Here is a 22,210-nt window from a genome sequence, read left to right on the forward strand (position 1 = left end):
GTTTATCTAGCCATCTATTTCTTGCGCTTCTTCAGTCCCAGGCCCAATTCGCGACCGCGAATGCGCGCGTAGAAGGGCAAAGTGATCATCAAGAGGCTCAGCAGCGCCACCTCGCAGATGGCGAAGACCAGCGCCGTCTCGGTGACATAGAGCAGGGTCAGGCCGTGCAACATATAGAGGCAGATGATGAAACTTGCCCAGGCATAGGTGTAGGGCTGACCGGTTAAGATCCCCTTAAGCGGCGCCAGCAGGGGCAAGATCCACAGCAGGCTGAAGATCAGCGAATATTGTCCGGTCAATCCCTGATTGCCAAACCAGGCGGTCATCAACAGCAGCAGCGCCACATAGGCGGCGCGGCTAATTTGAAACAGTGTCTTTGAGCTCATTTCGACTCTCAGCCTTACAGAATGGCCAGTACGTTTTCTGGAGGGCGACCAATTGCCGCCTTACCGTTAGCCAGCACGATAGGACGCTCGATCAGCTTAGGGGTGTCTACCATGGCCTGGATAAGCGCCTCGTCGTCGGTGACGTCGGCCAGGTTCAACGCCTTGTATTCCTCTTCCTTGGTGCGCATCAGCTCACGCGGCGCTAGGCCAAGCTTATCTAAGATGCTGCGGATCTCCACCTTGGTCAGTGGCGTCTTGAGGTATTCGATCACTTGGATATCGCAGGCTTTCTCTTCCAGCAGCGCCAGGGTTTGGCGGCTTTTAGAGCAACGAGGGTTATGAATTATGCTTACTTGCGTCATGGCAGTTCTATCCATATCTAGAAATTTGCCGCCATTCTACTGCAAAAGGTGAGCCGAGTCACAGGGCCTTGGCTCACCTTTATTGGTTTAAAGCAGTTCGAGTTGTTTCTTCGACTGTTTGAACTGACGGATCCTGGCCTCGATCTTAGCCAGTTGCAGCGGATTTTTCTCCGACAGCCGGTAAGCAAAGTTGAGTTGATCTATGGCGCCATCATAGTCTGCCGCCAGCGCCATGGTTTCCGCCTTGGCAAAATGCTCCATGGCGCGGTTACCTGTCTGCTTGTAGGCATCGCTCAGCAACTGTAGCGGCAATTGATTCTGCTTATCGAGGAAGATCATATCTTCCAGCAGGGGAATGGCCTGTTTGGCCTTACCATTTTCGATAAGCGCGTTGGCCAGGTTGATGTTGATCACTTGAGAGGTGGGCTTGAGTTTGCGCTCACGGGTCAGCAGATCGATCGCCTGTTGATGCTCATGGCGCTCCAGCAGAAGATCTGTCTTAGTGTCGATATAAAAGAGGTTATTGGGATCTTTAGCGAGCAATTTGTCTATGATGATCTCTGATTCCTTGGCCTTCTCGGCGCGCAGCAGAGCAAGCGCCTTACCGTACAGGGCCGCCTCTTCAAATTGGTAGCTGTTCTTTCTTATCTGGTCGTTAAATAGCGCCAGCGCCGCCTCTTCGCTATAGCTAGAGAAGCGCACCTGAATACGCGCCTTGGCTAGCTGAAAATCCAGATTATCGGCCACATACCTGTGGGGATATTGCGCCGCCCGGTTTCTTGCCTCGGCAATTCGCGATTCGGGCAAGGGGTGCGTCAGCAACATCTGCGGCGGCTTAGTGGTAAAACGATAGCGTGTGGCCAGCTTAGAGAAGAAGTCCGCCGCGCCGTTCGGATCGAAGCCAGCGTCGACCAAGATCTGCATGCCGATACGGTCCGCTTCTTTCTCGTGCAGGCGGGTGTAGTTGATCTGCGCCTGAGTCGCTAAGGCCTGAGTCGTCGCCATGGCAGCCATGCCCACCTGAGGCACGGCAATAGTGAGCAAGATAGCGCCTAGTAGACCCGCTATTGTCGCCGGAGAGCTCTTCTGCTGCGCCTCGAGAGAACGCGCCAGGTGCCGTTGGGTCACGTGGGTGATCTCGTGGCCTAATACCGAGGCCAGCTGGCTCTCGTTATCGGCGTTGAGAAACAAGCCGGTATGAACCCCCACATGGCCGCCGAAGAAGGCGAAGGCGTTGATCTCATCGTTTCTAAGCAGGAAGAAATAGAAGGGGGTCTTTACACCAGTTGCGTGGGCTACCAGGCGGTTACCCAGCTCGGTCAGGTATTGATTGAGTACGGGATCGTTAAGCATGGGCGCCGATGAGCGGATCACCCGCATATAGGCGTCGCCATAGCTGTTTTCTTTTTCCAGGCTGAAGGTGTTCACCGCCGCGGTGCCAAGATCTGGCAGATCGTTGTTGGCAAAGCCTAAGGGGGCGATAGAGAACAGGGCCATCGACAAGGCGCCGGCAACCAGGGATTTTGCTTTGTTAACTTTACTCAAACTTATCCTTAGCGTTTATAGATAACTGGGTCTGCTTTGTTGGAACCAAATCGGGCCAATTAGTTCAGTTTCTCTGGCCCATGAGGCGAGCGTTTCGCCATCATTGTTCGCTTGTGGTTTCACTGGAGACTTAGGATAATAGCCCGAGTTTGCCTTTAGCAAGATCATTATGACTTTTATTGACTTAACCCACTACCGATGTCCCCTGGCCTTAGTTAAGCTAAAGATGGCGCTCAAGCAGTTGCCCAGTGGCGACGTGCTGCGGGTACAGCTTAAAGACAGTGGTTCACGCCAGGATGTGCCCAGGTTTCTTGAGAAGGCCAACTGGCAATATGTTGAAATACAAAACGATGCTGAGATCTTGGTGTTGTCGATAACCCGAGGCGACTAACATTTTGCCCAGGGGGAGCTTTAGATATCGACCTTAACGCGTCTTTAGATAGAAATGAGTCTTTAGCTTCAGAGGCGCCGATTAATTATTTTTCATGATGCTCGATGTTGCAGACCTAAACGCTTAATTTACAAAGCGGCGGTTCTTGGTTTCTAAATAGGAAGAGTAGATGTTTTCAATCATTACCAATTGGTATAAAGAGAGATTTAGTGATCCCCAGGCGGTGACCCTGATGCTGATATTGCTCGGGATCGCCCTGATCATCTATTTTGCCGGCGGGCTCCTGGCGCCCTTACTGGTCGCCCTGGTGCTGGCATTTTTGCTTGAATGGCCGGTAGCGCAGATGGTCAAGATAGGCATCAACCGCACCACGGGGGCCTCGCTGGTACTTGTGCTGTTTGTTGGCGTGATGCTGCTGATCACCTTCGGTCTGGTGCCCAGTATCTGGCGTCAGGGGGTGGCTCTGGTGACGGATCTCCCTACCATGTTGGATAAAGGTTTTATCACCCTCAAGGGCTTCGTCGAGCAGTATCCGCAGTTTTTAAGTGTCGAACAGCTCGACGCCTCGGTGGGCGAGCTCAAGAAGCTGCTGGATACCCAACATATACTGGATCTAGGTAAACAGTTGATCGGCTACTCGGCATCACTTCTGGTGCTCATGGTCTACGCCATCTTAGTGCCACTGCTGGTGTTCTTCTTCCTCAAGGATAAAGATGAGCTGGTTCGCGGCAGCAAGCGTTTCATCCCCGCCAATCGTGACTTGGCCCGTAAGGTGTGGCTGGAGATGAATCAGCAGATCTTTAACTACATTCGGGGCAAGGTGATCGAGATAGTCATCATAGGCGCCGCAAGTTATATCTTCTTCGCCATCATGGATCTGCGATACGCCGCGCTGCTCGGGGTGTTGACCGGCTTCTCCGTGTTGATCCCTTATGTGGGCGCGACCCTGGTGACTCTACCGATCGCCCTGGTGGCCTTCTTTCAGTGGGGCATAAGCCCGGAATTCGGCTATCTGATGCTGGGCTACGGCATCATTCAGGCGCTCGATGGTAACCTGCTGGTGCCGATACTGTTCTCAGATGCGGTGGACCTTCACCCTGTGTTTATTATCGCGGCCGTGCTGGTCTTCGGTGGACTCTGGGGCGTCTGGGGCGTCTTCTTCGCCATTCCGCTCGCCTCCCTGGTGAAGGCGGTGGTGAATGCCTGGCCTAAAGCCGATAAGCCTGAGCTGGAAAAGTCTAAGACTGAAGCCGAGCAGGGCGCCGTCTGATCTGTGTTTAAACGTTAAAGGAGCCTCTAGGCTCCTTTTTTGTGGAAGTATACATAGAAAGTGTTTGTGGCTTATCTCAACGCCTGCTTGGCCGTCGCCGCCAGGGCGCGGTAGACAAGTGTGGTCTGTTTGGCCTTGATGTTCCAGTGTTGCCAATAGAGGGGCACCTTCATGGTGCAATCTGGGGCGATTAGTTTTAACGCGCCGCTTTGCAGCAATGGCTCGGCCTGAAGATGGCCCACAAGGCCGTAACCCATGCCCAGCAAGATCGCCTCCAGAAAGCTCTCGGAGGAGGGGATCTGATGCTCCCGCCATTGCTCAGGCTCAATGCCAAAATGCTCGCCTAAAAACTTCTCATGTAGCTTATCTTTGGTGGAGAACACCACGGCCGGCGCCTGACGCAACCGGCTAGGCGTTACACCATCGGCAAAATACTCCTGAATAAAGTCCTGGGTGGCGACGCAAAGGTACTCCATCTGGCCAAGGTATTCGCTGGAGCAGCCTGCAAGCGGCGCCTCTGTGGTGGTCACGCAGCCTACAGCCTCGCCGCTTTTCAGCAGATGGTGAGTGTAAGACTCATCGTCGACAACTAGCTCCAGTAGCCAGCGGTGGCGCTTAAACAGCTCGGCGAGGGCAGGCAGAAACCAGGTGGCCAGGCTGTCGGCATTCACGGCTATCTTCACCACTGTGGGCAGCGAAGGATCGTCGGCGTCGATCTCGGCGCTGAGTTCGCTCTCCAGCAGGCTTACCTGGGCGTAGTGCCTGAGCAGACGCTTGCCCATGGGGGTCGCCTGTACAGGATTACTGCGAATAACCAGGGTCTGGCCGACTCTCTCCTCTAACGTCTTGATGCGCTGGGACACGGCTGATTGGGTGATAAAGAGTGCCTTGGCAGCGCGCTCGAAGCCGCCTTCGGCGATCACCACGCTCAAGGCTTTCAGGTGGGCGTAATCCAGCATCCTATTCTCCCAGCTCCTACTTTTAATGGTTATAAGCTTGGCTAATGATACATTAAATTTATTAGTTGGGTTTATTTTTAGAAGCTCGCTATGCTTGCGACCTCTTTCTAGTCGTGGTTATTTTGGAGTTTCTCGTGCAAGCATTCATTCAGGGGATAGGTGTTGGTGGCAGCCTGATCATCGCCGTTGGGGCGCAAAACGCCTTCGTATTAAAGCAAGGCTTAAAGCGCGCCCATTCCTTACCTATCGCTGCCCTGTGTTCTTTTATCGATGCCGTGATGATCACCGCAGGCGTGGCGGGCCTCGGCCATCTGATCCTGGCTTTTCCCTTAATCAAGGATATCGCCAGCCTCGGGGGTGCAGCCTTCTTGCTCGTCTATGGTGCTCAGGCTCTGCGCGCGTCCTTTAATGCTCAGGGACTGGATACCGACTCGACCCAGGGGGCGGACACTCTGCGAGCGGCGCTGCTCACCACTCTGGGGATTAGCCTGCTTAACCCCCATCTGTATCTCGACACCGTTGTCTTGCTGGGTAGCATCAGCACTCAGTTTGAGCAGCAAGACAGGCATATGTTTGGCGCCGGCGCCGTGCTCGCCTCTTTCGTGTGGTTCTTCGCCTTGAGCCTGGGTGCCAGGTACTTAAGTCCGCTGTTTAAAAAACCAAAGGCCTGGTGCTACTTAGACAGATTCATTTTTGTGACTATGTGGAGTATCGCGGCGGCGCTGCTTTGGCCCTATGTTAAGGCCATGATGGGCTAATTGATTGATGGGCTAGTTGGTTGTTGAACTAGTAGCTGACGAATCTTTAGATAATAAAAAAGCCGGCATTGCCGGCTTTTTTTGTCGAGGACTAACTAGCATTAGCTATTTTCTTGAATATATTTCAAGACAACTTCATGGTGATCTTTGGTTTTGAACTTATTGAAGATATGTTCGATGTTGCCGCTTTCATCAATGAGGAAAGAGGTGCGCACCACGCCCATGTTTTCACGGCCCATGAATTTCTTGAGTTGCCAAACACCATAAGCTTCGCATACGGCATGCTCTTCGTCCGCGAGTAAGGTGAAGTTCAACTCCTGCTTGTTTGTGAAGTTTGTAAGCTTCTTCGGTGTATCAGGGCTAATGCCAATAATCACAACGTTTAGTTCATCAAGCTCTGATTTAGTGTCCCTTAGCCCACAAGCTTGAACAGTACAACCTGGTGTAGAGGCTCTTGGATAAAAGTAAACGAGAACTTTCTTGCCTTTAAAATCGGCCAGGGAAACTGATTCATCATTTTGGTTTTGTAGGGTAAAGTCGGGGGCCTTATCGCCCTGGGTTAAGGTTTTCATAGATCATCCTTAGGTTGTGTTTCGATACCCTGCATACGTTCGATATGGCAGCTTAGGTTCATCTCTTCGGCGAGTGCGGCGATATTTTGTTCGAGTTTTTCGATATCGACCTTCTCGGGCACGTTGATGGTAAGGAAGACATTCTGCACCGGCTCACCGTCTGGAGTCTCCTCGGCGTGGGAGCGTACGGCGGCGAGATCCAGTGAACGATCGGCCAGGAACTGGGTGATACGCTTCATGGTGCCGCGCTGGTCTTTACCGTTGAAGGTCACTTCGAGGCGAGACACATAGTTTGGCGGCGTGTGCTGAGAGCAGCGTTTCATTACCGTTAGCAGGCCAAGCTCGACACTCAGAGCTGGGAGGCTGGCTTCCATCTTAGTGATCGATGCCCAGGCACCTGAAATCATCATGATCAAGGTAAACTCACCACCAAAGAGGGCCATACGGCTATCGACGATATCGCAATCACATTCGCTTGCGAGTCTGGCAAATTTACTGACGATACCAGGACGATCAGAACCCAGTGCGGTAACGACCAGATGATTGGACATGAAATTCCCCCATTGATTGGTAACTCGTTGTACAAATAAGCGTCGATTGAATAATGTCGGCCTTTTTTAGGTGGCTTATGCTATCACAAGTTATCAGTTTTGAGATCCCTGTCGTGATAAAGAGTCAAACATTTGACCTAGGGGGAGCGGTGTTATCATTCTCTGTGATCTAGGGATACTTATGCTTGTTTTTACCTGTGAGCATCAGTACCATAGCCAGTCCTGAATCCTTGGGGAAATCACATGATAAACGGAAGCATCGTAGCCTTAATCACACCCATGAATCGTGATGGCTCAGTCGATTATGCAAGTCTCGAGAAGTTGGTTGAGTACCATATTGAACAGGGTACTGACGCCATCGTTGCCGTCGGCACGACTGGCGAGTCAGCCACTTTACCTCTTTCAGAACATATTGAAGTGGTTGCCCACACGGTAAAATTTGCCGCCGGACGCGTCCCAGTGATAGGTGGTAATGGTGCAAACGCCACCGCCGAAGCGATCGAGCTGACCAAGGCGCAGGCCAACCTAGGTGTGGCCGCCATGCTAGGTGTAACGCCTTACTACAACAAACCGACACCTAAAGGCTTGGTTGCCCATTACAGCGCCGTTGCGGCCGCAACCGATATCCCACAAATTCTCTACAACGTGCCCGGCCGTACTTCGGTGGACATGTTGCCCGAAACTGTTGCCCAGTTGGTCGACGTGCCAAACATCATAGGTGTGAAGGAAGCGACCGGCGATCTAAGCCGCGTGGCTAGGCTGCGCGAGCTGTGTGGCGATGACTTCATGCTCTACAGCGGTGATGACGCCACCGCCCGTGAGTTCCTTACCCTGGGCGGTAATGGCGTGATCTCTGTGGCCAACAACATAGTGCCTAAGCAGTTCAAGCTGATGTGCGATGCGGCCCTTAAGGGCGATCTCGAGGGTGCCCTGAAGGCCGAGGCGCCAATGAAAGATCTGTTCAGCGCGCTATTTTGCGAGGCCAATCCGATTCCTGTGAAATGGGCGGCGCATCGTATGGGGCTGATCAGCCAAGGACATATTCGCTTGCCATTAACGGAACTTTCCGAGCAATATCATGGTCTGTTGCTAGAAGCGATGAAGAATGCCGGAATAGAGGTTCAATAATTAGATGCTAAAGCAAGTCACCCCAATCCTACTGGTTGCCGCCGTTACGGCCTGCAGCACGCCTATTGACAGACGCCAGGCTAATGGCGATGACGAATACGCCAATGTGACGTCTCAGCCCAAACTGGTGATCCCAGCTGGATTGAATCAGCCGAAATATAATACCGAATTCGATATTCCTGAGGTCGGTAGCAAGGTCGATAAGACCTTGGTTGGCAAGAAACTCGACATTCGTCCACCGCTACAGGTACTGCCGATGGCAGAAGGTACCCATGTGGAGGAGTCAAGCGACAGCATCAAGATCGTGGTCGAGTCTATCGATAACGATATCGATCTGCGCAGCGAGCTGTTCAGCATCTTGGATGAATATTTTAGTCAGCACGAGATCAAGATCCTCAAAGAGGATAGAGATACAGGTGTGATCGAAACTGATTGGATTGAAAATCAGGAAGTTATCGATTCATCTCTGTGGGGTTCCGATGAAGTATATTCGGTGCGTCAACGCTATCGTTTCAGCGTCAACGTGCGTCCTCACGGCCGTAGCGGTAACCTTGCTATCGAATTGATTGATCACGAAGAGAGCTTCGATGGTAAGGCCCAGGATATCCTGCTTACCGGTGAAGATAAGCGCCGTTATACGGTAGATATGCTTAACAACACCATCGCTTATATGAGTGTCAAGCGTGCCAAGGCGATTAAAGCCAAGCGCCTGCGTGAGAGCCTGGGTATCGATGTGGCACTGGTTAAGGCGCCTGCCGTTGCCGAGAACGAGACGCCAGAGCAAAGCTTCTGGTTGGCCGATGCCAGCTACAGCCGCACCTGGGACCGTCTGCGTATCGTACTGCCTGAGCTGGGCTTTGAGATCGTCGATATGGATAGCAACAAGGGGCTTTACTATATCAATGTGAGCGACGATTCTGGCTTCTGGAGTTCATTATGGAGCGATAAGAAGCTGCCGATGGAAGAGGGCTCGTATCGCCTGCAGATTGAGCAAGACAAGGGCGACACTTCTAAGACTCGCATCTACCTCAAAGATAAGGAAGATAGTCCTGTGAGCAATGAAGTGGTCGAGGCCGTCTACGATGGCATGGCCGAGCTGATGAGCGAAGACCGTAAGGTTAGATAAGTTCAACTCAGTCAGAGAAATGCTTAGATAAAGAAAGAGGCCAAAAGGCCTCTTTTTTTGTGCGCGCGTTTTTAGCGCTATCACGTCAGAATAAGGAATCCTTTCGGGCCCGATTTTTCCTTTTTATCTTCGCTTTCATGACTCATCTACTGGGCAGGCGCCAACCTCTGATTTGCCTTGTTTAGTGTGGCTACTTTTGTATGGCAGTAAAATGGCGAGCAAGCCTTCTATGCCATATAGTTAGTGAGATTGTCGGTCATAAGTTTGATGGAGTATATCTGCCGAGGTTGAGATGCCAGCTAAGGTGCCACTGCAGGATGTAGACGCAAAATATCTAAAGATCATCAGTGAGTTTGCCATCGACATGCTCTCTCTGAGCGGCGTGGATGAGATCCTCTGGCATCTGGCGCAGAATGTGGTCTCCCAGCTGGGGTTCGATGATGTGGTGGTCTATCTGCTGGATCCCGCCCGGGGCGTCTTGATGCAGAAGGCCAGCTTCGGCGACAAGAATCCCAGCGGCCATGAGATCCTCGCGCCCATAGAGCTCAAGCTGGGGGAAGGGGTGGTTGGTACCGTGGCCAAGACCAAGCAGCCCCTGAACGTTACCGACACCCGGCTGTTCCCCAACTATATCGTCGATGATGCCCCAAGGCTCTCCGAGCTCGCCGTGCCCATGTTGATGGAGGGGGAGGTGATCGGAGTGATTGATACCGAACATCCAAAGAAGAATTTCTACACGCCCCACCATGAGCGAATTTTATTTGCGCTGGCCTCTATCGCGGCGCTGAAGATCCACAGAGCCAATAATCTGGTGACGCTGCAAAAGCGGGTGGCCGAGTTGGAATATGCCAGCAAGATCCAAGATACCCTGTTTGCCATAGCCGAGATCATCTTCGAGACCGATTCCATCAAGGCCTTCTACCAGAAACTGCACACCTGTATCGCCCGCCTGCTCAAGGCTGACAACTTCTATGTGGCGCTGCTCAGCGATGATGGCCAAACCTTGCACTTTCCCTACCATGTAGATCAGTACGATCATCTTGCAGAAGACGCCGAGCAGCCCCTGTTACCGACCCGTCTTGGGATCACTGGCTATGCACTGCTTAAGAATCGGCCGCTGTTGGCCCATGAAGGGCAGATTCAGGCGTTGGTGGATCAGGGGGAGATAGTGATCAATGGCGCCATGCCAACGGCCTGGCTCGGGGTGCCCTTTGGCGACGAGGCGTTTCGTGGCATCGTCGTGGTGCAGAGTTATCATGGTGATTATCGTTATAGCGAAGCCGATCAGCAGCTGCTGGTGTTTACTGCCAAGCATATACGTAACGCCATCAGCCGCATGAAGCTCAAGGCCAATCTTACTGAGATGGCCCTCTATGATGGCTTAACTGGGCTGCCCAATCGCACCCTGTTCATCGACCGCCTCAATCAGGCCATCGCCAAACTGAATGACGCTTGTAACGACGCTGCATCTGCTGCTGGGGTTGGGCTGGTGCTGCTGGATATCGACCATTTTAAGGCGGTTAACGATACCTATGGTCACCATCTTGGGGATGAGCTGCTTAAGGTGTTTGCCGAGCGCATCCATGCCGCGATAGCGAGCCAGGATACCTTCTGCCGACTCGGGGGGGATCAATTTGGTCTGCTGTTGGTGGATATCAATTCAGAGGAGCAGTGCCTGGAGCGGGTCGAAGCCCTGCGAGAGCAGATGCAAGCCGTGCTGGATCTCGGCGGGATCTCGCTTACCTTGTCCGTCAGCATGGGGCTGGTGACCTGTTTCTCACCCGGGATGCAGGTGACGGATCTGCTGCGCATGGGGGATCAGTCGCTGCTAAGGGCCAAGCTGATGGGACGGCACAGGCTTTGTGTGTTCACAAGTGGCGAGCAGGCGGAGCTTCAGGAGGCGCAGATATGTCAGGCGTTTCAGCAGGCCGCAGATCAAGGTGAGCTCTATTTCAGTTTTCAACCTCAATACCGGCTCAAGGATGGCAAACTCCTAGGGGCAGAGGCGCTGCTACGTTGGCAGCATCCAAGATTAGGTACCATCTCACCACGGCGATTGCTTGCGCCGCTGCGCCGACAAGGCGCCCTCGAGCTGGTGGATGCTGTGGTCGCTAAGCTTATCCTGGCTCATCTTAAGCGTTATCACGGCGACTATCCCGAGGGATTTCGCCTCAGCGTGAACATAGCCTGTGACGGCTGCGCCTTGTTTGATGCGCTAGGGAGAATGGCCGGGGAGGGCATCGAGCTGGCATCTTATCTGGGCATAGAGATCCCTGAGTCCAGCCTCGGCGCCTCGTTCGAGGCGGTAGTTAGCTGTATCGCACGGGCAAAGTCTCTCGGCGTGCTGGTGAGCCTGGATGATGTAGGTGCCAGCCACGCTACTTTTAAATATCTGCAGGAGTTCAGGTTCAATCGCCTCAAGATAGCCCAAGGGCTCATCAGTCCAATGGAGATGGCCTATGACAACCAGGTTATTTTGGAGACCATCATCAATCTCGCCAGCACGTTGAATATCGATACCCTGGCGCAGGGGATTGAAACCCGCGAGCAGTACCAGACGATGCAGGCTCTGGGGTGCGACTATGGTCAGGGGGAGTTTATGAATCCCTCCGTCAGCGAGGAAAAGCTACTGCTTATGCTGACAGAGTCCCATCTATATAGATGATCTCGCGTATCATTTAGTGATTGATACCATACTCTTTTGTCGCTCACGCCGGGCGTAAATGTAAATGGTGTGTTAAGTTTGTAAGCAAAGGTAAAACGCCTTGAAGCACTTATATTCCTAGGTAAACTACCGATAACATAACGCGCATTCTTTCGGAAGATTGATGAAAAAAACGATAATAATCTCAATGCTTTTAGCGGCGGGCGCCGCCACCTACTATTTCACTCAGCAAACCGAAACGCCTAAGGGGCCACGCGGGCGGCCTACGCCTAACGTGGTAGTGGCAAAGGCCGAAATGCAGCCGATTCGTGACGAGGTAGAGGCCCTGGGAACCGGTAAGGCCAACGAATCGATCACTGTGACCCCTAAGGTCACCGACATGGTGACCGAAATCAATTTCAACGACGGTCAGATGGTCGATAAGGGCCAGCTTCTGGTGCGTTTGCAAGACAGAGAGCAGATCGCCCGCGTGACTGTGGCCCGGGTGAAGATGAAAGATCATGAGCGCGAACTGGCGCGTATCAGCTCACTGGTCACCAGTCAGACGGTGGCGGCACTGGAGCGCGACAGGCTGCAGACCCTTATCGATACCGCCAAGGCCGAGCTGGATCAGGCAGAATCTTCCCTCAAGGACAGACGCATACTGGCACCATTCTCTGGCCGCCTGGGCCTGCGTCAGGTGAGTCAGGGCAGCCTGGTAACGCCAGGTACAGTGATCACCACCTTAGATGATATATCCACGATCAAACTGGATTTCTCCGTGCCTGAGCGCTTCCTGCAGTCTCTGGCGATAGGTAAGTCGGTCGAGGCCAGCGCCGTGGCCTTCGAAGGCGAGCTCTTCACCGGTAAGGTGGTCTCTGTTGATAGCCGCATCAATCCGACCACACGCGCGGTGACGGTGCGGGCCGAGATCCCCAACAAGGGAATGCGTCTGCTACCCGGCATGTTGATGAAGGTGAAGCTTATCAAGCAGAGCCGCGAAGCACTCATCATCCCAGAGGCGGCGATTATCCCGATTCAGAAAGATCACTTCGTCTACCTGGTGAATGATGAGAACGTGGTCGAGCGTCGTCAGGTGCAACTAGGCCTGCGTAAACGCGGCTGGGTGGAGATTGTCGGCGGTGTAGATGTCGGCGAGCAGGTGATGGTACGCGGCATTCTCAAGGTGCGCCCAGGCGATACCGTCAAGGTGCAATACAGCGAACATTTCAGTTTCAACCAACAAGCTAAGGTGGAGCCGCTAGCATGATCTTGACGGATTTGTCGGTAAAACGACCGGTTTTTGCGTCCGTCATCAGCATGTTATTAATCGCCTTTGGTTTGGTTTCCTTCGATAAACTCCCCCTGAGGGAGTACCCTAATATCGATCCGCCGATCGTCTCGGTACAAACCAACTATCGCGGCGCCAGTGCCGCCGTGGTGGAGAGTCGCATCACCCAGCTGGTGGAAGACAGGATCAGCGGCGTCGAAGGGATCCGCAATATTAATTCTTCCAGCAGCGATGGTCGCTCCTCCGTGACCCTGGAATTCGACGTCGGCCGTGATATCGAGGCGGCGGCCAACGATGTGCGCGACCGTATCTCGGGCCTGCTCAACAACCTGCCGGAAGAGGCCGATCCCCCAGAGGTGCAAAAGGCCAATGGTGGAGATGAGGTGATCATGTGGCTCAACCTGGTCTCGGATCAGATGAACACTCTGCAGCTCACCGACTATGCCCGTCGTTACCTGGTAGATCGTTTCTCTGTGATCGACGGTGTGGCAAATATTCGTATCGGTGGCGGTAAGGTGTACGCCATGCGGGTGTGGATAGACAGGCAGGCCCTGGCGGCCCGTAACCTGACGGTATCGGATATCGAATCTGTGCTGCGCTCAGAAAACGTCGAGTTGCCGGCCGGCTCGGTGGAATCTCAGGACAGACACTTCACCGTGCGCCTGGAGCGCACCTTCAAGACGGCGGAAGATTTTAACAATCTGGTGCTGGCCGAAGGGGAAGATGGTTACCTCATCAAGCTGGGTGACGTGGCCAGGGTAGAGATTGGCTCGGAAGAGGAGCGTATTACCTTCCGCGGTAACCGTGAGGCCATGATTGGCCTTGGGATCTCCAAGCAGTCGACCTCCAATACCCTGGAAGTGGCCCGCGCCGCCAATGCCCTGGTGGATAAGATCAATCCGACACTGCCTGCTGGCATGGAGATTAAACGCTCCTATGACAGCTCAGTGTTTATTGAAGCCTCCATCAAGGAGGTGTATCAGACCCTGTTTATCGCCATGTTTCTGGTGATTGTGGTGATCTATCTCTTCCTGGGCAGCGTGCGCGCCATGTTGATCCCGGCGTTGACGGTACCTGTCTCCTTGATGGCGACCTTTATCGTGCTCTACGCCTTGGGTTACACCATTAACCTGCTGACCCTGCTGGCGATGATTCTGGCTATTGGCATGGTGGTGGATGATGCCATCGTGGTGCTGGAAAACATCCACAGACGCATCGAGGAGGGCGACTCGCCCCTCAAGGCGGCCTACTTAGGTTCTCGTGAGGTGGCCTTTGCCGTGGTGGCGACCACCCTGGTATTGGTAGCTGTGTTTATGCCAATCACCTTCTTAGAGGGAGATCTGGGTAAACTCTTTAAGGAGTTTGCGGTGGCCATGAGCGCCGCGGTGATCTTCTCGAGTCTGGTGGCCCTGACCCTAAGCCCCATGATGTGCTCTAAGCTGCTTAAGCCTGCGGGGCAAGATCCTTGGCTGGTGCGCAAGATAGATGCAGGGATGAACTGGCTGTCGGCCGGTTACCGTGCGACGCTTAAGCGCGCCATGATCCATCCCTTTATCGTCAGCTCGCTGGTGGTTATCGCCTTAGGGCTTAGCGGTTATCTGATGACTAAGGTGCCGCAGGAGTTTGCGCCTCAGGAGGATAGGGGCTCGATGTTTCTGATCGTCAACGGTCCTCAGGGGGCAAGCTTCGAGTATATCAGCCCCTACATGGATGAAATTGAAAATCGCCTGATGCCCCTGGTGGACAGCGGTGACATCAAGCGTCTGCTTATTCGAGCGCCACGCGGCTTTGGTCGCAGTGCCAACTTCTCTAACGGCATGGCGATCATAGTACTGGAAGACTGGGCGGACCGTCGCAGTGCCTTTGAGATCATAGGTGACATTCGTGCCCGTCTGTCGGATCTCGCCGGTGTGCGCGCCTTCCCCGTAATGCGTCAGGCCTTCGGCCGCGGCGTGGGTAAGCCGGTGCAGTTTGTGCTTGGAGGCCCAAGCTATGAAGAGCTCGCCAAGTGGCGCGACATCTTGTTGGAGAAGGCCAAGGAAAATCCTAACCTGGTTGGCTTGGATCACGACTATCAGGAGACCAAGCCTCAGCTGAGGGTGGTGATCGACAAAGACAGGGCGGCGGACCTTGGGGTCTCTATCTCGCACATAGGCCGCACGCTCGAGTCTATGCTGGGCTCGCGTCTGGTGACCACCTTCATGCGCGACGGCGAAGAGTATGACGTGATCATCGAGGGTAACCGGGATAATCAGAATACCGCCAGCGATCTGAGCAACATCTATGTGCGCTCGGACCGCAGCCGTGAGCTGATCCCGCTTGCTAATCTGGTCTCGGTAGAGGAGTTTGCCGATGCCAGCCAGTTAAACCGCTACAACCGTATGCGCGCCATTACCATAGAGGCCAACCTGGCCGATGGTTATAGCTTGGGTGAGGCGCTAGATTACCTTAACAATCTGGCCTACACCTATCTGCCGGCCGAGGCGGTGATCAGCTATAAGGGGCAGTCTCTGGACTATCAGGAGTCTGGCAGCTCGATGTATTTCGTCTTCCTGCTGGCGCTGGGTATCGTCTTTTTGGTACTCGCGGCCCAGTTCGAGAGCTATATTCACCCTATGGTGATCATGCTGACCGTACCTCTGGCCACCTTGGGCGCCCTAATCGGCCTCTGGGTGACAGGCCAGAGCCTGAACATCTATAGCCAGATAGGCATCATCATGCTAGTGGGGCTGGCGGCCAAGAATGGTATCTTGATCGTCGAATTTGCTAACCAGCTGCGGGATAAAGGGATCGAATTCGACACTGCGATCATCCAGGCGGCAAGCCAGCGCCTTCGTCCTATCCTGATGACAGGGATCACCACGGCGGCGGGGGCTATTCCGCTGGTGTTGGCCCAGGGCGCAGGCGCCGAGACACGCTTCGTGATTGGTGTGGTGGTCTTGTCGGGTATCATACTGGCGACCTTCTTTACGCTGCTGGTGATCCCGGTGGCCTATGGCCTGATCGCCAGAAATACCGGTTCGCCGGAGGAGATCAGTCAGCGATTGGACGCCGAACTAGCACAAGATCAACATCACGAGTCAGGCTTAAGAAATGCCGACTAGATAAATGAGAAGGCCAATCACAAGATTGGCCTTTTTTGTATCCATAAGACGGCTATCTGCGTTTTGATTCAGCGGCTGCAATGGTTTTTGGAACTGTATGGTCAGCTTGACAGCTTCTTAAAAACTAAAGCAAAAAACTTCATTCAAAATCGCTAAATAATGGAATTTGACCACTAACGTCTCATTAACAAGTGATGGCGAATATAGTAGAGTGAAAACAGAACTTGGTTGCAACAGGGAGAATGCAGATGACATTATCAATCGAGACTAAGCAGCATCAACCCAAGTCGGCGCCTGCAACACTGCAGAAAAACGCCATTCGAGTCGATGGACGCCTCAGCATGAGTCGAGAAGCGCTCGACTTCAAATCGTTTAGCTCAAATTGCCTCTATGGCCCGTACCACCTACCACTCAAAGAGATAGTCAAGGTCGAGACCTGTTGGGGTAAGGGCGCCGGGATCTTACCGATCACGCCAGATGGGATCCAGGTGAGCCTCAGCAATGGTGATCGCTATCAGTTTATCGTGGCCGATCCCGAGGCCTGGGTGAAGAGTCTCTCTTCATAATCAGGTGCACAAGGTATTAGCTGGTCGCCAGCTCGTTTAAAGGTCTGACTTTATTTATGGTAAGTGCAACAGGCGATAGCGACTAATACGTGACGCTAATATCTGGACCTTGTGCATTTCATTAGCACTAACTAAAAGGCGAGTCCTGTCTGGGCTGGCCTTTTTTGTTTTACCACTTCCTTTATGTTTTCACCGTATCTCTAGCCGTTTCTTTGCTTTGCGAGTTCTTTAATTCCAGGCTTAGTTACATTTCAGATCGGCAAGCCCAGAGCAATTACCAACATGGCACTAGACATAGCTATAGCCAAGCATGCACAGCGCATTCACTCCTTTTCAGTCTATTACCCAGGTTGACGTTTCTTGACGCAAAAAGTTTGTCATAGGTAAGGCCTTTGTAATTAATCTGTTAAGGAAATTTATGTTAATTAAACAACGCAATTGGAAATTGGCTCTGCTGGCTGGAGTGGCTGTGATGACGGCCGCCTGTGACTCGGATGAGACCAGCAGTGACGCTGCGGCCTACATTCAGTTCTATAACGCCTCGCCCAACAGTGTAGCGACCCACTTGGTGCTGGATGAGCATGCCTATACCGCGGTGGAGTTTAGTGATGCCTTGCCTCGCTATCAGTATGCGCTAGGAGAGGCCGAGGCCAGTATTCGCGGCTATGATGCAGGTGGTGATACGGTCGAGTTGCATGAATTCTCGTTGGATCTCAAAGATGGCGACAATCACCTGTTTGTGCTTATCGGCGACTATGAGAGTAGCGAATACTTAGACATACGTTATGAGCGCAGCGAGATGGATGAGATCAACGATGACGCCAACAGCGACGAGAGCAAGATGCAGATCTTGGCGGTGCACGGGGCCATGGATGAGGGGGCCTATGATCTGTACCTGGCCAAGGCCGGTTCGAGCTTCAGTGAGGCTGAGTTACTGGGCAGCCTCAGCTACAAAGAGAACACAGAGGCTGTGATGCTGGATACCGGGGAGTATGTGCTCTATCTGACTGAGCCGGGTGAGAGTCAGCCGGTATTTCACACCAGTACCATGGTGTTAACCAGCGAGACGGTCAATAAGCTGGTGCTGCATAACAGCTTTGGTCCGGGTGAGCCTAAGTTAGTTGTGGATAATGTCGACTCGACCGGCACGCCTGTGGGGTATGTCAATCAAGATGCCGACGCCGAGTTCAGGGTCTACAACGCCATGAACCAGGCGCGATCGCTCGATCTACAGCTGAGCAGCGATGCCCAGAATATTAACCTGGAGGCGCTTTCGCCCCATACCCTGAGTGATTTCAGCGCGATAGATTACAACGACTATGGCGTTAGCGTGTTCAATGCAGGTTCTGCTGATCTGCTGGCCAATAACCTGCTGGTGACCTTCAACCAGGATGAGAGTAAGACCTTAGTTATCTATGATAATAAGGCGGGGGAAACCCTGGGCATGACCATCGCCCACGATCACAGGCCGAACGCCTTCGAGCATACCTTGACGGTAGCCAATCTTATCGACACTTACGACAGCCTGGATCTCTACTTAGTGCGCGATGGGGAGACCATAGATACGGCGGCCTATAAGCTGACTTACTTGAACTTCACCGAGCTGGCGCAGATCAACCTGCCGACAGGCGATTATGATATCAGCCTGGTACACAAGGAGGATAACGGCACCCTGACCTTAGTGTATCAGTCGGATGCGCAGGCTATTGATCAGACGGGCAATTACACCTTAGTGCTGAGCCGGGACGAAACCCAGCCATTGGGGCACAGGGCTATGCTGTTCCAATAGGAAAGTGAAATGTTTGAGCTGACGAAATAAGGCTCAGAAATTAAGGGCAATAAAAAAGGCTTACCTGGGTAAGCCTTTTCTGTAGCGATGCGAAATCGTTGAGTCTAGTGACTATTTTCATCTGCGCTGGTTTTATCTGCGCTAGCTTTATCTGCGATAGCTTTGTCTGGGCTGGCTTTATCTGAGTCAGCTTTGTTTAGGCTATCTTTGCCATGTTTGTCATTAGCGCCTTGGTTTTTTACCTCAGGCTTATGATGGGGCTTGCCAAATTGCGTCATCTTAAACTTGTTGCTGTATTTGAGCACCGCCAGGTTACTTGCGATCACCCCAAGCACTAAGATGATGATGAGCCAGACTTCGAGACTCGACATGGCTATTTCCCTCTCCTGATTCAGTAACGGCTAGTCTACCGCAAGGCGTGCTTCGCAGATGCGAATATCTTCTGGGGTATCGACCTCGGGCGAGTCGAAGGCGCTGATGGCAACCTTGATCGTGTGGCCATGTTCCAGTGCGCGCAGCTGCTCAAGCTTTTCGAGATCTTCTAAACGGCCAAGTGGCAGCTTATTGAAGGTTCTGACAAACTCGCGGGTGTAGGCATACACGCCCAGGTGTTTGTAGACCGGGTAGTCATCTGTATCACGGCCGAAGGGGATGCGGGCACGAGAGAAATAGAGGGCGTTAAATTGGTTGTCGAACACCATCTTGACGTGCTTGGGATCGTTAAGCTCATGCTCTTCGGTGATCTCATAGCCTAGGGTTGCCATGCCGAACTCCCCTGGATGACGCTCAAACAGTGTGATGATCTGCTCGATGGAGATAGGATCGATCAGCGGCTGATCGCCCTGGAGGTTGATCACCAGGTCATCGTCCGCCAAGCCAAGCTGGGTGATTGCATCCTCGATTCTGTCGGTGCCGGAGGCAGCATTGGCATCTGTCATGACTACCTTACCGCCAAAGGCTTCAACGGCCTCCTTGATGCGCAGATCGTCGGTGGCCACATAGATGGCAGTTAAGCCTTTTGCCAGCGCCGCACGCTCGTAAACGTGCTGGATCATCGGCTTACCGTTAATCGGCGCCAATGGCTTACCCGGAAAACGGCTTGAGCCATAGCGAGCAGGGATTAACAGAGTCACATTCATTTGGATATACCTATCAGTTACAGTGTGCCGCAGTGCATAAGAGAAGGGGCTCACTAGGAGCCCCTTACACCTTGAGCTTACAGGTTAGATTCGACGGAACAGTTTAGTCAACATTTCGTCTGTGACTTTCTCTTCCCAACCTTCGCCATAGACGTTGGCCCATAGTGGCCCCATGCTCTTGGTGACGGCAACCATCTTAGCGATGGTTTCATCTGGCAGATCTTTACAGATGTTCTTAGGCAGGGTGATGTTGTGCTTATCCATCATCTGACGGAACTCGGCCACACCCTCAGGGTAGAACTCTTCCAGTACGTCGAACGCCAGGCAGTTACCGATACCATGGTGGTAACCCAGTACATAGCCAAGGCCGTATGAAACGGCGTGACAGGCACCAACCTGGCTGTAAGCGATGCTCATGCCGCCCATGTAAGAGGCCATCATCAGCTTGTCATCCTTCTCTGGGTGATCGTCCAGGAAGACTTCACGGCAAAGATCCATCGACTTCTCGGCGAAGGCCTTGGCAAATTCGTTCAAGAAGGTGCCTTGTAGCGACTCGACACAGTGGATGTAGCAATCCATACCCGTGTAGAACCACTGATCTGTCGGCACGCCGTCGATCAGCTCAGAGTCCATGATGATCTGGTCAAATACCGTGTAGTCTGAGTTCAGACCTAGCTTACGAACAGGGCCACACAGTACCGCGGTGCGAGAAGCTTCTGCGCCGGTACCAGAAACCGTTGGGATACCGATATGGTGCACCGCTGGGTTCTTGATCAGGTCCCAACCCTGATACATGGCGCTGCCACCTGGGTTAGTCAGCATGAGTGATACTGCCTTGGCCAGATCCATGGTGGAACCGCCGCCCAGACCGATAACGCTGACAGGTAGCTTGCTGTTGAAGGCTTGTACCTGCTCGGTGAGGTTGTCTACCTGCTCTGTGGTTGGCTCGTCGTCTACGTTAACGTAGATCACAAGATCCTGAGGCTTAGCGGGTACGCGCTGGGCGAGGGGCTTGTCCTGATGCACATCATCGATCAGGAAGACCACGAAATCGTCGCCTTGCTTACGCTCTTCTTCGAGCACTGTATCCAGTTGCGCGAAAGAACCACGACCAAAGATCATTTTCGGTACGCATTTGAAATTTTTAAAACTCATTACAGCATTCTCCATTGAGACATCTAGTGTAAAAAGTAACGTCGCAGGACCGAGTTGGCCACTGCGACAGGGAATTTGAGAGACGCTAATTAAGCGGCGAAGGCACGCTTGATGTTCTCGATGCGCTGGGCGATCTCTTCTTCAGTCCAAGAGAGCTTGATCAACATCGAAATGGTGCGGCTCATGATGGCATCAGACTTAGGCACAGACACCTGAGTATAGTCAGGTTTGTCGGCAATTAATGTGATCGGCAGAGCGGCTGGTGATTTAAGCTCTTGAATGTGTTTCCAGTTTGACAGGTAGTGCCAGTTGTTCACATACCAGTAGAAGCAGCCGTCAACGCCGTTTTCGGCCAGTTTTTTGCTGATCTCTTGGGTGCGGGCCTCGGTAGGCAGCATGAAGCTTAGGAAGCCTGCTGAGTCACCTTCTGGATCCGGGATCTCGCGGAAGCTCACCTCTGGCAGCTCGGCCATGGCATCTTTAAGCAGCTTCTTGTTCTTGCGCTGGATGTCGATGATGGTATCTAGCTTACGCAGCTGCGCAAGGCCAAGCGCCGAGTTCATCTCAGAGATGCGGAAGTTCAGACCCATGATAGGGTGACTCTCTGCGCCGCGATCGTTACCGACATGGTCGTGGCCATGGTCAGAGAACATATGGGCGTGGTTATAGATGGTCTCATCATTGGTGATCACCGCGCCGCCTTCACCACAGGTGATGGTCTTAACAGAATCGAAAGAGTAGCAGCCTACGTCACCGATAGTGCCCAGTGCCTGACCCTTGTAGCTACCGCCGATGGCCTGACAGGCATCTTCCAGCAGCACCAGGTTGTGCTTCTCACAGATAGCCTTGATCTCATCCATCTTGGCCATAGAGCCACACATGTGTACCAGGTTTACTGCCTTGGTACGAGGGGTAATAGCGGCTTCAATGCCTTCTGGTGACAGACACAGGGTCTCGTCGATCTCGGCAAATACGGGAACGGCGCCGGCCATGAATACGGCTTCGACAGAGGCCACGAAGGTAAAGGGAGGAACGATCACTTCATCGCCTGCGCCTATACCTGCGGCGGCCAGTGCCGTCTGCAGGGCAGCGGTACCGCTCGAGAGCAGGTGGGCGTGTTTGACATTCATCTTCTCGCAGAGCAGTTGCTCCATCTCACGCGTCTTCCAGCGGTCGTTACGCATGTGATCAAAGTTGTAACGGAAGGTAAAACCGTTTTCCATTACGTCAGCAACTTCCTGCTTCTCTTCAGGACCAAATAATTCAAAACCAGGCATGGAATAGTTCCTTAGCATTCGCTGCGCCCGCGGCGCGAAAAATAAATCAAAGCGAATTATAAACGCGATGGGTGTAAAACTGCGATGTTTATTAAGGAATATTTACTGAAATAAGCGGCTTTTTTTGGCTTTTAGGCGAGGGGACTTAGCGATAGCGCATGATTTGACCATCATGCGCTGAGATTGCCGCTTCTGAA

20 protein-coding genes are annotated in these 22,210 nt (G+C 53.0%); 10 read left to right on the plus strand and 10 right to left on the minus strand.

Annotated features, from left to right (window positions below):
* Positions 1-14: 14 nt before the first annotated feature.
* The 3 genes from SHEW_RS09520 to bepA form a co-directional block, all read right to left on the minus strand.
* Positions 15-386 carry a DUF2069 domain-containing protein gene (locus tag SHEW_RS09520; protein WP_011865637.1) on the minus strand — a complete coding sequence of 124 codons (372 nt, stop codon included), beginning with the start codon at positions 384-386 and terminating at the stop codon, positions 15-17.
* A gap of 14 nt (positions 387-400) precedes the next feature.
* Positions 401-748, minus strand: a complete 348-nt coding sequence (gene arsC / locus SHEW_RS09525) for an arsenate reductase (glutaredoxin) (protein WP_041406615.1) — start codon at positions 746-748, stop codon at positions 401-403.
* Between the two features lie 87 nt (positions 749-835).
* A complete protein-coding gene (gene bepA, locus SHEW_RS09530) occupies positions 836-2,293 on the minus strand; it encodes a beta-barrel assembly-enhancing protease (RefSeq protein ID WP_011865639.1) in 1,458 nt (485 codons plus the stop codon).
* Positions 2,294-2,462: 169 nt separating this feature from the next.
* Here bepA and SHEW_RS09535 point away from each other — a divergent pair, with 169 nt between their 5' ends.
* Complete coding sequence (locus SHEW_RS09535; RefSeq protein ID WP_011865640.1) at positions 2,463-2,684, plus strand: sulfurtransferase TusA family protein; 222 nt, start codon at positions 2,463-2,465, stop codon at positions 2,682-2,684.
* Positions 2,685-2,853: 169 nt separating this feature from the next.
* On the plus strand, positions 2,854-3,954 hold the full coding sequence (locus SHEW_RS09540) for an AI-2E family transporter (RefSeq protein WP_011865641.1): 1,101 nt from the start codon (positions 2,854-2,856) through the stop codon (positions 3,952-3,954).
* Positions 3,955-4,025: 71 nt separating this feature from the next.
* Here SHEW_RS09540 and SHEW_RS09545 read toward each other — a convergent pair whose 3' ends face one another.
* A complete protein-coding gene (locus SHEW_RS09545; protein WP_011865642.1) occupies positions 4,026-4,913 on the minus strand; it encodes a LysR family transcriptional regulator ArgP in 888 nt (295 codons plus the stop codon).
* Positions 4,914-5,047: 134 nt separating this feature from the next.
* Between SHEW_RS09545 and SHEW_RS09550 the strand changes: the two genes are divergently transcribed.
* Positions 5,048-5,671, plus strand: coding sequence for a LysE/ArgO family amino acid transporter (locus SHEW_RS09550; protein WP_041406616.1), 624 nt, complete (start codon positions 5,048-5,050; stop codon positions 5,669-5,671).
* A 101-nt stretch (positions 5,672-5,772) separates the two neighbouring features.
* On the opposite strand, the gene bcp is transcribed toward SHEW_RS09550, so the two are convergent.
* Both bcp and SHEW_RS09560 read right to left on the minus strand, forming a co-directional pair.
* Positions 5,773-6,243: a thioredoxin-dependent thiol peroxidase gene (gene bcp / locus SHEW_RS09555; RefSeq protein WP_011865644.1), complete on the minus strand. Its 471-nt coding sequence runs from the start codon at positions 6,241-6,243 to the stop codon at positions 5,773-5,775.
* Positions 6,240-6,794: a glycine cleavage system transcriptional repressor gene (locus tag SHEW_RS09560; RefSeq protein ID WP_011865645.1), complete on the minus strand. Its 555-nt coding sequence runs from the start codon at positions 6,792-6,794 to the stop codon at positions 6,240-6,242. Before SHEW_RS09560 ends, bcp begins: the two co-directional genes overlap by 4 nt.
* A gap of 243 nt (positions 6,795-7,037) precedes the next feature.
* Between SHEW_RS09560 and dapA the strand changes: the two genes are divergently transcribed.
* The 7 genes from dapA (at position 7,038) to SHEW_RS09595 (ending at position 18,442) form a co-directional block, all read left to right on the plus strand.
* Positions 7,038-7,922, plus strand: a complete 885-nt coding sequence (dapA, locus tag SHEW_RS09565; protein ID WP_011865646.1) for a 4-hydroxy-tetrahydrodipicolinate synthase — start codon at positions 7,038-7,040, stop codon at positions 7,920-7,922.
* 4 nt (positions 7,923-7,926) lie between these two features.
* On the plus strand, positions 7,927-9,048 hold the full coding sequence (gene bamC / locus SHEW_RS09570) for an NlpB/DapX family lipoprotein (protein ID WP_011865647.1): 1,122 nt from the start codon (positions 7,927-7,929) through the stop codon (positions 9,046-9,048).
* A gap of 292 nt (positions 9,049-9,340) precedes the next feature.
* Positions 9,341-11,713: an EAL domain-containing protein gene (locus SHEW_RS09575; protein ID WP_011865648.1), complete on the plus strand. Its 2,373-nt coding sequence runs from the start codon at positions 9,341-9,343 to the stop codon at positions 11,711-11,713.
* 163 nt (positions 11,714-11,876) lie between these two features.
* Positions 11,877-12,962, plus strand: a complete 1,086-nt coding sequence (locus tag SHEW_RS09580; protein WP_011865649.1) for an efflux RND transporter periplasmic adaptor subunit — start codon at positions 11,877-11,879, stop codon at positions 12,960-12,962.
* Positions 12,959-16,087 (plus strand): efflux RND transporter permease subunit, encoded by a 3,129-nt coding sequence (locus SHEW_RS09585; RefSeq protein ID WP_011865650.1) that lies wholly within the window; start codon positions 12,959-12,961, stop codon positions 16,085-16,087. Before SHEW_RS09580 ends, SHEW_RS09585 begins: the two co-directional genes overlap by 4 nt.
* Positions 16,088-16,335: 248 nt before the next feature.
* On the plus strand, positions 16,336-16,653 hold the full coding sequence (locus SHEW_RS09590) for a hypothetical protein (protein ID WP_011865651.1): 318 nt from the start codon (positions 16,336-16,338) through the stop codon (positions 16,651-16,653).
* A 418-nt stretch (positions 16,654-17,071) separates the two neighbouring features.
* Positions 17,072-18,442: a hypothetical protein gene (locus tag SHEW_RS09595; protein WP_011865652.1), complete on the plus strand. Its 1,371-nt coding sequence runs from the start codon at positions 17,072-17,074 to the stop codon at positions 18,440-18,442.
* Positions 18,443-18,546: 104 nt separating this feature from the next.
* Here SHEW_RS09595 and SHEW_RS09600 read toward each other — a convergent pair whose 3' ends face one another.
* From SHEW_RS09600 to kdnA, 4 genes are all read right to left on the minus strand, one after another.
* Positions 18,547-18,813: a DUF2897 family protein gene (locus SHEW_RS09600; RefSeq protein WP_011865653.1), complete on the minus strand. Its 267-nt coding sequence runs from the start codon at positions 18,811-18,813 to the stop codon at positions 18,547-18,549.
* 30 nt (positions 18,814-18,843) lie between these two features.
* Complete coding sequence (gene kdsB / locus SHEW_RS09605) at positions 18,844-19,581, minus strand: 8-amino-3,8-dideoxy-manno-octulosonate cytidylyltransferase KdsB (RefSeq protein ID WP_011865654.1); 738 nt, start codon at positions 19,579-19,581, stop codon at positions 18,844-18,846.
* 84 nt (positions 19,582-19,665) lie between these two features.
* Entirely contained in the window at positions 19,666-20,736 is a 1,071-nt protein-coding gene (gene kdnB, locus SHEW_RS09610) for a 3-deoxy-alpha-D-manno-octulosonate 8-oxidase KdnB (protein WP_011865655.1), read from the minus strand.
* Between the two features lie 89 nt (positions 20,737-20,825).
* The gene (gene kdnA, locus SHEW_RS09615; protein ID WP_011865656.1) at positions 20,826-22,013 is read right to left on the minus strand and encodes an 8-amino-3,8-dideoxy-alpha-D-manno-octulosonate transaminase KdnA; all 1,188 of its coding nucleotides are present in this window, start codon (positions 22,011-22,013) and stop codon (positions 20,826-20,828) included.
* Positions 22,014-22,210 lie beyond the last annotated feature (197 nt).

The sequence above is a fragment of the Shewanella loihica PV-4 genome, from assembly GCF_000016065.1.
Lineage (GTDB): Bacteria > Pseudomonadota > Gammaproteobacteria > Enterobacterales > Shewanellaceae > Shewanella > Shewanella loihica.